Raw genomic sequence first — 12,077 nt, 5'->3', positions numbered from 1 at the left:
CCGCGTCCGGCCATTTGCTGAAACCGTTGACCAGGTTCGCCAGCGCCTGCGGGTCAAAACCGGAGAGCCGGGAAGGCACCTCACCGGCGATGGCGACGGCAGCCTCGCGACAGCCCTCCACGTCCGGCCATTTGCTGAAACCGTTCACCAGGTTCGCCAGCTCCAGGGGCTTAAAATTGGCGAGCCGGGAAGGCACCTCACCGCCGATCGCGACGGCAGCCTCGCAACAGCGCTCCGCGTCCGGCCATTTGCTGAAACCGTTGATCAGGCTCGCCAGCTCTAGGGGCTTAAAATCGGAGAGCCGGGAAGGCACCTCACCGGCGATGGCGACGGCAGCCTCGCAACAGCGCTCCGCGTCCGGCCATTTGCTGAAACCGTTCACCAGATTCGCCAGCTCCTGCGGGTCAAAACCGGAGAGCCGGGAAGGCACCTCACCGGCGATGGCGGTGGCAGCCTCGCAACAGCGCTCCGCGTCCGGCCATTTGCTGAAACCGTTGACCAGGTTCGCCAGTTGCTGCGGGTCAAAACGGAAGAGCTGGGAAGGCACCCGACCGGCGATGGCGACGGCAGCCTCGCAACAGCGCTCCGCGTCCGGCCATTTGCTGAAACCGTTGACCAGGTTCGCCAGCGCCTGCGGGTTAAAACCGGAGAGCCGGGAAGGCACCTCACCGGCGATCGCGACAGCAGCCTCGCGACAGCCCAACGCGTCCGGCCATTTGCTGAAACCGTTCACCAGGTTCGCCAGCGCCTGCGGAGCAAAATCAAACAGCCGGGCGGTGCGCACGGCGCGACAACAGACCTCACCGGCGATCGCGACCGTAGCCTCGCGGCAGCCCGTCGCCTCCGGCCACTTGCTAAAGCCGTTCACCAGGTTCGCCAACCCCTGCGGGATATCAGAGAGCCTGTCGCGGCAGCGAGCAACCTCACCGGCGATCGCGACCGTAGCCTCGCGGCAGCCCGTCGCGTCCGGCCACTTGCTCGCGTCCGGCCACTTGCTGAAGCCATTCACCAGTAAGGATAGCCCTTGGTTAGTCTGCCTCCGAAGTCCGTGGCTTTCAGCGCAACAAAATTTCGCGATTCTGATCGCCCCCCTGCGGCATGCCGGCACCCGGGAGTGTCGACCGAATGATGCGGCGAAGAGCGCAAGGGCTCGGTCCTCGACTTCGTACATAATCACGTCGTCGAGCCTCGATACTCCAGCTGCCAAGGCCTTGGCAGCTTCCATGCCTTCCGGACCGCCAGCCTCTCCGCTCACCTCGTTGCATATCCTGGCGTAGCTCCATGATTCACCAGAGCGGATATTTTGCTCCAAGCGCGCGACAAATCTGTATCGGAAATCAGCGGCGGCTTTTTGCAGGAACGTTGCCTTGTCGGGCATTCGCAACTGCCTGGCATATCTCGCGACGACCTCTGAGAATCCATGGACGTCGTGAGCGTGATCAATATCCCTTAGCGCCGTATTCAGTGCGTTCGAACGCCTATAAGGGCGCTCTAAGCTTGTACCATGGACGCTCTGCGCGACGACATCGTCGACACGCCGCTTTCGTGATCCAGCCGCTCGGTCGGGCACGGATTGCCCATGCGGGCGGCTCGCCTCTGTTCGCGAGCTTCCGGTTGCTCGATCGCTCCGCCAGTGCTCGCTGCCAGAACGCGACGAACGTTCGGTCGAACCTGGTGCGTGACGATAAGATCTATACGGGATCTCGGAGCTTCCACCATGCTCGCGCTGCGAAGCCATACCGTCGAAAGGGACGCGAGCAGAATAAGTCTCGAAATCTTGAGGCTCAGAGTCCATCCGCACAGGGCCAGAACTGCTCGTTTGACCGTTCTCACTAGAAACGCCATCTGTGTAAGACTTGGCCGCGGCTTCACCGCTGTCGTCTGTAGATTGCCAAATGCGATTCCCGAGTCCGCTGATGCCAGTCATAACGCGCCTCCAATACAAGCACGAATGCGCTGGTCGTGATCTTGATGCACAATAGCGACCTTGAGCGCGCCACTACAGCCATCCGTCGCATTCGAATCTTCTGTGCTCCTTTCCTACGACCAGGACAAATAGATGTTCATTATGAAGCGATATTCCACAGCTATTGAACCCTCGTTTCGTGCAGCAATGGAACGGGCACAAGGAAGCAGATGAGGTTCGGATTATTTGTAGCCTCTATTCCATCCACGACCGCGGAGGCGGCTATCGCCGGACCTTCTCGGCGCATGAACCCCTATGTCGGTAACTTGCCCCAATGCCTGGCGTATTCCCGGACCATCTCCGCCGGTCGTACGAATGCAGCACGCGCATGATGATCGCATGGCTGCATGAGCGATCTTGCTGTGCATAACCTCAGGTTTTTGTGGATGAGACCTGGATTGAAACCAACATGACTACATTGCGTGTAGCGCGCTGGGCCAAAATCGATTGACCGTGCGCATCAGAACTTCACGTTGAAGATGGCATTGACTCCGTTCTGGGTGACGCCTGAGCCGAACTGGCCCTGGTAGGCGATGCCAATGGTGCTGTTGCTGGAAAGCTGGAAGTCCAGACCGGATTCGACGAGTGCCACGTTCTTGCCAATGGATACGCCGGAAGCCACAAAAGCGCTGGAACCGGCGGCAAAGCTGGCTGTCGACAGCGGAACGCGGTCACCAACGGCATAACGCTGGCGAATATCGGCTCGCGCAATCGCGGCTATTTGGCCAAGTTGAAAACGGGTGGTCGCATAGACGCCGAGGGTGGAGAGCGTCGTTTCCATGGTGTCGGCGTGAATATCAAGCGCCGCTCCGTTCAGTCCCCTCTCGCTAAAACCATCCGTCGCGACGCGAACATGGGCGAGATTGACATAGGGCTCGATCACCGACCAGTTGCCGACATGGACCTTGTAGCCCAGTTCTCCAAAAATCTGGAAAGTGCCTGCATCGTAGTCCGAGATCAAGTTGTCGTTGAACCCCGGGAACCTAACGTTGCGGCTCATCTCAAGATCGTGCCATGTATAGGCAATGCCTGAGCGGAAGGCGATGGCTCCTTCTGGCACGGTCCACTCGGTGCCGGCATAGGTCCCGAGAGTGAAATTGTCGCTCCTGCCTGACGACGAAGAAGCGTTAACCTTGAATGTGGAACGGCTATAGCCTGCAAGAACACCAAAGCGCCAGTCGTCAAACACCGGCGCGTCGATACCGGTCATGAAGCCGCCAATGGTGGATCTGGTGCTTGCGGCATTGCCATCTCCTGATTGGGTCGTCCGTCCGCCAAAAGCAGAAGCCCACGCTGCATAACGCTGCAAGTCATAGGATGGCAGGTCAGAGGAAGCCGGGGCGGCCGCACCGATGGCAGAGGCAGAATTGCCGCCTGGCCTCCGCTCAGCACCATAACCCATCACCGCCACCGGCGAGAATGGCGCGCCGCCAAACGCCTGTTCGAGACGGCTATAGACTGCCGAACGCGCATAGAAGCTGTCATTGACACGCCTGCCCTTCTCCGACGCATAGACGGATGGCGAAAGCCGACGCAGCCCAGATGTCACCGCCGTGCCGTCCGACGCGGAGAAGTCGAGTGCCGCGACGAGCGGGTGCAACGCAACCGCAGCGTTGCCAGCTACTCGATCGAGCGCCGCGCCCACCTGGCGGCTGTTGGCATCGGCCCCATAACGCGAATAGGCATCGGTTGGGCGGGAGAGTGTCAACGCGTAGGTGTTGTCGCCCTCGGCTGTCGCACTCGCCATCAAGGTTGGCGACCGCAGCGACGTCGTCACGTTCGTGAACGAGCCTGTGAGATTTGTTGCGTTCAGCCACCGATTGGAGGAGACGCTAAAGCCGCTGCCGTACCAGCCGCGCTGCGGCATGATCGTGAGCGTGCCGTCGAGCGTCGCATTGCCGTTCACGGCGAGGCGGCTGATCGCACCAGCATCGTTCACGGCGACCTGCAAGCGACCGGTCGAGGTTTGCAGATAGTCGCCATTCACCGTTATGCTACTGTGGTGAAGGCCATCGATGAGCGGCGCGACAGCACCGCTATTGGTGAAGCGGCCATCGCTATTGATCAGGTAACTGCCGTTACCGGACAAGGCTGCGCCTTGCGCGACGGTTGCGTCGTACACTTCGTGATTGCCGGTAAACAACACGACGCCACCAGACAACTGCAGCGACAGGTTGTTGCGTCCAATGATGTTACCCACATAGCGGGTTGCAAAGCCTGCGTCGGGCTGTCCCGTTGAGTGACCATTCGCGTCAGGCGTCATACCGAACGTTAATTTGGTCAGGCGCGGAGAACCGTTTCCGTCAACCTGGGCGTAATCAGACAGGATGTCCCCAGACAGCATTGCGCCGCGCATCACATTGATCTCGCCCACATAACCATTCTTCGACATGTACATCGCTGCGTGACGACCAGCCAGGCGCCCGGTCAGATCGAACGTGCTGACGAGCGGACCGTCGATCTCGTTCAGCATCGGCACCGAGTTATGGCCAATCGTGTGAATATACGAACCACGATATTCACGGTCATTGCCCTGCCTATTGTTGCCAAAGTCGAAACTTGCTGCGATGCCGTGCTCGCCGATGGCCTGCACGTCGCCACGCTGAGTAAGCGTGTGACCCTTGCCATAGGCGAACATGACGCCGCGCGCATAGGCGCCGTCGGCATGGACGCGGGTTCCGGTCGGGATTATTATCCGATTGTTTTCGCCATCGACCCGGATGCCAGCGCCCCCTGCTCCTTGTGAAAGCAGGTCGGCGCGCTGGACCACAGTGTTGCCGCTGCCATAGACGTGCAGCCCCAGTCCGAGCGTGGCCGTGTTGTATGTATTTGGAAGATAGGCGGTGCGGTCAGCATTACGAGCGAAGAAGGGATTGTCGTTTACCAGATTCTGACCGTTGCCGTAGATGGAGTAACCGAAGAAATTGCGCCGATCGATGCTGTAGCCGATATCCTGCAACGCGGCGATCTCCGCCTCCATCAGGGAGGTGTAATTCCGGTATCCCTGGTGGCTCATCATGCTGTTTTTAAGCTCGGTATGCGAGGCGAAGGGTGCATCCTGCCGACTCGCTCGCACCGGAATACCTGGCATGGCACCGGCCAGCACTTCACCCACATGCTTCCCAGCGAAATAACCCTGATCGCGGCGCAAGTCGAAAACGTCGTCAGCTCGCGGGTTCGCGCAGCCGGAACAATAGATCGCCTGTCCCGGCTTGGCTTGTTTGCCATTGTCATCGTGCAAATGGTCCGTCCAGGCATTTATCGCTTCAGGGAAATACGGCGATGCTTCATAGCCGGAAATGGTACTTTGGATTCCCAGGTCATGGGCGAGCTCATGAATCGCAACGGATGTAAGACTTCTCTCTGGCGTCATCGGCAATTGCGATGGGATGTATGCTTTGGATGAAAAACCCATCTGGCCGATCGCAATCACGCCATGCGCGCCGTAGTCCAGCTCCCCCGGATCCTGACCCGTGAGTGCCGCCTGCACCTTGGTGCCGCGACCGGGTGACGTATCGGAGAAGGACCATGCGTTGTTAATGCGAACCCCGCCGATGTTGACGATGGCCGACGATTGACCCGGCATGACCTTGATGATTTCGGCCCAATGCCGAATCGCCGCCAGTGTATGATCTATTTCCCATTGCGGTAAATTCCGCAACGGCTCGCCATATCCGCCACAACAAAAAGGACCATCTCCGGTACCGAATATTCGCGCCCGCATGAAGGGCACGCCGTTCGAATCGCTGACATCGTAAGTTTCAACGGCCCTGCTGGGCGAACCGAGCAACGTGTGAACCGCAAGCACGATAGTCGTAACTGTCTTCGTTTTCATACTGCAGCTTCTATTCCGGGCTTTGATTGCGGGCGGGCTTTGCCGTCCAACTTCGAGGGCGTGTGCACGCAGACGTGCGAGCGGAGCGCGGCCGTCCATTGGTTGCACATTGGCCGCGCGCCTTCGCGGCATAGCCAGACGGCTGTCGGCGGCTAGTAACTCTTCGCCCCGATATGATCTCGGACTGCACGTGCCGCGTCAGCCTTCAATTGACAGCCGCCATATTCCGTACGAGCCGACTTCGATTCAGGCCTGCGCAGCAACAGACTCGCGCGCACCTTAGAACTCGGGACATTGAAACCCCTCCTTGCGATCACGAAGCTTCTAAGACGATGACCGTCTGCATGATTTAGACTGTACAACCTGACGCTGCGTAGGCTTCAAGCCCTTTCTGGCGGCCTCGTGGCGAGGCTGGTTGGGTTGCATCCACGTTTCAGGAATTAATCGCTTCGTGTCTTGACAATCTGCAGCCACGCGTCAAATGCGCCAGGCGCCGCCCATCACCCACGTACAAAGTATTTACAGTCGGCGTGTCCTTGGGGCCTTATTCGAGCGCGATCGACCGGGATGCGTTGCGCATCGAGATCGTAATGGCTCATAAGCACATTGTTGCAAGCGATACGGCCGCTCGTCCCGGCGGCAGATTCCGCAAACCCTGCAGCCTCGTGAGGTTTTGCGCTCCAAAGGATCCCGTCAGGTGGCGAGCACTGATTCACTCCGCACAGATTGAGGCTGAGATGGCGGGATTTTCTCTCAGCCACGGAGAACGGGCTTTGCCAAGCCCTTGCTGCCGAACAAGTCACGCGGTCACGCGAGTGGACGACCGGCGGGCCCTCACTGGCGTTTTGTATGTGCTTCCGACACGAAACCGTGGCGAGAACTCCCGGAGCGCTACGGTCTTTACACGACCGTCGATAACCGGTTCAACCGCTGGCCAAGACGGCGTTTGGCTGCGGATTTTTCAGACTCGGGCAACCCACTCGCCATATCCAATGCGCGTCCATGGCGGTGCCCGCAACGAGTCGACAGCCTCCTTGGAACCGCCCTCGCTGACCGATTCAAGGCCGGGCTGAACACTGCCGGGAATCATGGAGAGTTGGACGTGCAGCGGAGCCTCTCAAATTGGAGCGGCAAGTCCTTCCGCACGCGGCTTGCGACAAGTTGTAATCGGCTTTCGCCTTGTCGGAATGGCGATGCCGTTGCTCACAGCCCCGATGCCACGCAATTCAACTCGCGGCGCGGGTGTAACGCTGTCGGCAGCCCGCGCCGCTTACCAGGCCAACCGCCCCTTCCTCGTCAAGGGTCCAGAGCGAATGTCGCCCGGTCCTCGGTCCTACGACGACGCTCGATAAGCGTCCTGGCCGCGCGTTCCGCGGCGCGGGCGGATCCGAAATGGGCGCCGTCAATGCGGGCCAAATCGCGTTCGGATGAGAAGAAGCGAAAGCCGCGCTCCTCGCGGACAACGATACCTGCGGTTCGATCCGATACTTCGATGACATAGGCCTGCGACATGTGCGCTCAATCGCCGGGCTGCGGCGCTCCTGTCTGATTGTCGATGCCGTGGATTTGTCGAAACGATCAACAACAGACGCCAGTCGCCGCCGGGACGCAGCGACGGGACACGCGGCTTCGCATGGCGTACATCACGCTCGCGTTCATTCTCATTGCGGTGCCGTTGGCGAAGCGCTTGAGCTCGCTGTTGCCTGCTTGTGTGATCCATTCATCGAGCTCGGCGCCTTGGCCGCAAGGTCTGGCTTGGCCGCTTTGGCGCCCATCAAATCCCAAGCCAGGCATGGGCCTGTCGCTTCGCCAGGCCTGGCTACAGCGTGGGTTTTACGTGAAACGCCCCTTGCATCGTCTCATCGTCTGGGGGTTTTCGCTTCATCTGGGGCCAAAATGACCGTGCTTTTGTCGTCTAAACTTCGGGTCATCTGTCAGGACGCAACTCACCTGACCTTATAATCCACCATGGCTCGCTGAGCCCGTCGCGATGCGCAACAAGCGGAGAGTTACCGCGAGAATCACTAACCCGTATGACAGTGAGTGATGGCCTCATTACACCTTGCATGACCAACTGCTCGTCAGCCCAAATCGATATTTGATTTAGCAGTCTTCGCGTCGCTTTCTTATCCAAAAAAATACTTCTGCCGACCTCTTCAAGCTTGACCAAAATCGAGACGTGTCGCCTACTGCTATAACTACTCGGTAGAGAGGCGCCTCCCGAATTGTGATCGATACTGATGCCACCCACAATCCGCGAGTAATATTCATGCTGTTCGGTAGCGTATGGCACTTGGGCCATTGCAATACATGAACAGACCCCGACGAGTACCATAGCGAATGCAATCGCGCGCATTGTCCCTGATCCTTAAAACGGGAGATACCGCCTAGTTCTCGCTTCAGCGATAGCCTCTTTATACCCTTCGGTAGCATGAGGCACTTTCCACCCCAGTATTCCCTCATATAGTGAGAGGCTCAGCACCTTTTTTGGTTTTTGGCTCCGGGCCGCTTTCATTCGGTCTTTACTCCCTCAGGCTTAGAATTGTTGTCTGAAAAATTGGCGCGGCGATTTTGAACAATGTATTGGTGGGGAAGCGGGCAGAGTTCTACGCTAGTCGAGAGGCGCGTCGTCGCCATCGCTTATGCCTTTGATTTCAACTTCCTCGAGCTCAAACTCTGGCGCATCACGCTTGCCATTAGCGATCCGCTGAGCCGCGGCTCGCCACGAGCGGATGTCGCCGGCTGATGTCTGCGGCACCGGGGTAATGTTGTTTTCATGGTGTCGTCAACAATGCGAGGTGCTGGGGAGAATCCCGACAAAGCGAGCGGCTGCACGCAACTACCAAGCAGCGGAGCAAAAGCCGGGCCAATCGCCTGACGCTTCCGCACACGCACAGCCAGCTGAACGCAGCATGCACGCGCGGCGGCCCTTCTGTGTGAAAGCAGACGTCGCCTGTTCGGCACCCGCCAATGCTGTCGCAAACCCGCCATTGCAGAGGAGCACAATGACTGCCCGCGCCCGAAAACTGCAGCGGATTCGTTTATTCATCTTTGCTGGCGATTGCAGCAATCAGTTCAAGGCTTGAATGGGGCTGCAAGAGGGGCGGCAGGCATTTTTCTTGCAATCTCATCGTCATGAGCTTCGTCGTGACATGCTTAAAGCCACAGGTGGAACACTGGGGCACGAAGCAGGCCACATCAAGTTAGAGGGCGTGTGGGGCAAGTGAAATGCAACGTGCGCGACCTGGCTGGCCAAATGTTCGGGCCAGCGATCGCGCTCGAGACGGATCGAGGATGGCTAGGCAATTTACTCGCGAGGGGCTGGAGCCGGTCCTCGTTGTCGCAGACGAACGCTTGACCGGCCGCGCCGTGCTGGGCGCAACGATCGGCAATATTCTCGAATTCTACGACTTCGGGACCTATAGCTTTTTCGCTATCCAGATCGGTCAGGCGTTCTTCCCGGCAAGCGACCCGTTCGCCAGCCTCATGCTGTCGCTCGCGACGTTTGGCGCGGGTTTTGTAACCAGGCCGATCGGGGCCATCGTGCTCGGCTCGTACTCGGAGCGGGTCGGGCGCCGGCCCGCGATGACCGCCAGCTTTGCCATCATGAGCGCCGCGATCCTTGTCTTGGCTATTACGCCCTCGTACGAGACAATAGGAATTGCTGCTCCGTTACTGGTCATTTTCGCACGTTTGGTGCAGGGCTTCGCTCTGGGAGGCGAGGTCGGTCCGACGACCGCTTATTTGATGGAAGCGGCCCCTGTCGAAGCCCGCGGTCTTGCTGTCTCGTTTCAGCCTGCCAGCCAACAGATAGCTGCGACGGCCGGAGCGTTGGTTGGAGAAATACTCTCCCTCACCATGACAAGCGAGGCACTGCATGCGTACGGATGGCGGATCGCGCTTTTGCTCGGCGCCGGTACGCTGCCATTCGGACTTTGGCTGCGGAGCGCCTTGCCCGAAACGTTGCATCGCCCCGAAGCGCCGGCTCCCGTCGTTCAGCCTGCAAGGAGATCGCCTGCCGCTCGCCGCATGATGAGCCTGGGATTCATCGTTTTGGCCAGTTGCACGATTATCACCTACGTCACGGGATATATGACCACCTATGCGCTGAACACCCTGCAAGTTTCTGCGCCTCTCGCCTTTGCCACCACGCTCATCAGCAATACGGTAGGAATTGCTGCCGCACTGCTGGGCGGTCGGCTCGCAGACCGCGCCGGCCGCCGGCACATCATGATATGGCCGCAGATCACTGCGTTGCTGATGACCTATCCGGTGTTCTTGTGGATCGCAGAGAGCCGCAGTGCCCTCGCACTTCTCGGAGGCCTTGGCGCGCTCACCCTAATCGGAACCATTCCGTATAGCGCCTTCTATGTGAGCATGGCCGAAGGTTTGCCCAAGAACATTCGCGGTGGCGGCTTCGCGACGATTTACGCTTTTGCGATAGCAATCTTCGGAGGCACAGCTCAGCCCGTCGTCGCCTCGCTGACCCACGTTACCGGGAACGCGCTGGCGCCCGCCTGGTACATGCTTCTCGCTAGCGCGGCCGGGCTCTGTGCGATGCTTATGATGCCCGAGACCGCACCGCTCAAAATTCAAAGCGCTGCGAACAAGGGACTCCCGTCATGGCGCTGGACAATGTGATCACGGGTCCCTTCCGGCTGATATCGCGCGCCGCCTCACGTCGTCCGGGAAGAATGTAGATCGCCGCCTTTGGCCGCCGTGGGTTTGCGAGAGCATCGACAGCATCCAGGATCTCGTCGATGATTACCGGCGCCGCCAGACTGTCGGGCGCCCGTGGCGCCTAACGGGACGCGATCGACGAGCCGCCCTGGCGCCCACGACGCGAGGATGGCCCGTTTGTCCGACATGCCAAGATCGGGGTCCGAGCCGCCGTCCCCGGGGTGCTCGAAGACGATCCCTGGGTGAGGTCGACTTCGCGCCAAGGATCTTCGGTTACAACGAATCTTCGGTTAAACTTCGCGACCGCCTGTGACTGGTTCGGTGATACGATGGTCAACGCGTCGATCATCCGCAGCTGAGCACGGCAGCTAGCCAAAGCTCGGTTTCCGGCTCACCTCGTGATTGCCTTGCATGGCTGTTCCGCCAGCTGCCAACGCAAGGAGCTCGAGGGCATTCGCTACGGCGGCCGGCTTTTCAATCCAGATGGGTAACGCTCGGCGGTAGCAGGGCAATTGACCGTTCACGGACCATGCTTGATCTTGGCTTCGCACCTCGATCGCCCAATAAATCCGAGCCTGGCTAGCGGCGCGATAGTTGATGTAGCGAGGGGCCGGCCAGGCTCCTCTGAGCAGCTTCGATGCGGGCGGCAGATTCGGCATTGATGATCGTTGAAGGCGAGCGGACGGTCCAGGATAGTCCTCGACCACCTATGGGAAGCCGCACTCCGCTTCCGCCAGCATCAGCGGCACGCTCGCTCTGGAAGGAGGCCACCTACAAGAAATTCGGCTAGACGCGCCGGCCGTCAGTCCTCCCTGAAGGAGCTACAAGACTAGCTAGTGTCCCGAGTCACAAGTTCGCAATGGTAGATTCGCAGTAGATTCGCGTCGCTGTGCCAGAGATGGCGGCTGCAACAGCGACGGAGGATCTGATGGCGGCCCGGCAACTTGCAGCCCTGATATTGAGCCATGATGAGCGTGCCGAACTACGGTCGCTGACGATGCGTCGAAAGACGGCGCAGGCGCGGGCTCTGAGAGCGCGGATCGTGTTGACCTGCGCGGAAGGCGGTCAGAACAACGAAGTGGCGGCCAAGCTGGGGCTGGGCCGGCAGACCGTGGGCAAGTGGCGGCGGCGTTTTGTAGAGCGGCGCATGGCCGGGCTGCACGACGAGCCGCGTTCCGGAGCGCCGCGCACGATTGACGATGCCCGCATCGAAGCCGTGATCGTGCGGACGCTGGAGAACTGCCCCGAGAACGCCACCCATTGGAGTTCCCGCGGCATGGCGAAGGCCAGCGGCCTGTCGGTGTCGACGGTGCAACGCATCTGGCGGGCGTTCGGGCTCCAGCCGCACCGGCTGGAGACGTTCAAGCTCTCGACCGATCCAAACTTCGTGGCCAAGGTGCGCGACGTCGTGGGCCTCTATGTCTCACCGCCGGAGCATGCCATCGTTCTGTGTGTGGATGAGAAGTCGCAAATCCAGGCGCTGGACCGCAGTCAGCCGATCTTGCCGATGCGTCCCGGTCAGCCGGCCCGAAGGAGCCATGACTACAAACGGCACGGCACCACATCGCTGTTCGCCGCCCTCGACATCGCGACCGG

Annotated in this window: 4 protein-coding genes and 1 pseudogene; 2 read left to right on the top strand and 3 right to left on the bottom strand. The window is 59.8% G+C overall.

The window, feature by feature from the left end; genetic code table 11:
* The 3 genes and pseudogenes from ABIB78_RS38335 to ABIB78_RS38325 all read right to left on the bottom strand — a co-directional run.
* Window positions 1-1,378: pseudogene (locus ABIB78_RS38335) on the bottom strand (hypothetical protein); the annotation flags it as partial.
* A gap of 1,048 nt (window positions 1,379-2,426) precedes the next feature.
* Window positions 2,427-5,801, bottom strand: coding sequence for an autotransporter outer membrane beta-barrel domain-containing protein (locus tag ABIB78_RS38330; protein WP_429034229.1), 3,375 nt, complete (start codon window positions 5,799-5,801; stop codon window positions 2,427-2,429).
* Between the two features lie 1,296 nt (window positions 5,802-7,097).
* A complete protein-coding gene (locus ABIB78_RS38325; RefSeq protein WP_429034228.1) occupies window positions 7,098-7,313 on the bottom strand; it encodes a hypothetical protein in 216 nt (71 codons plus the stop codon).
* Window positions 7,314-9,095: 1,782 nt separating this feature from the next.
* Here ABIB78_RS38325 and ABIB78_RS38320 point away from each other — a divergent pair.
* Both ABIB78_RS38320 and ABIB78_RS38315 read left to right on the top strand, forming a co-directional pair.
* A complete protein-coding gene (locus ABIB78_RS38320; RefSeq protein WP_429034227.1) occupies window positions 9,096-10,442 on the top strand; it encodes an MFS transporter in 1,347 nt (448 codons plus the stop codon).
* Between the two features lie 967 nt (window positions 10,443-11,409).
* Window positions 11,410-12,077 (top strand): IS630 family transposase (locus ABIB78_RS38315; RefSeq protein WP_429034226.1); only part of this gene is annotated, 668 nt, incomplete at its 3' end.

The organism is Bradyrhizobium sp. I1.14.4 (genome assembly GCF_050435825.1).
In the GTDB taxonomy this organism is placed as follows: domain Bacteria; phylum Pseudomonadota; class Alphaproteobacteria; order Rhizobiales; family Xanthobacteraceae; genus Bradyrhizobium.
This window is presented reverse-complemented; position numbering and strand designations above follow the sequence as displayed.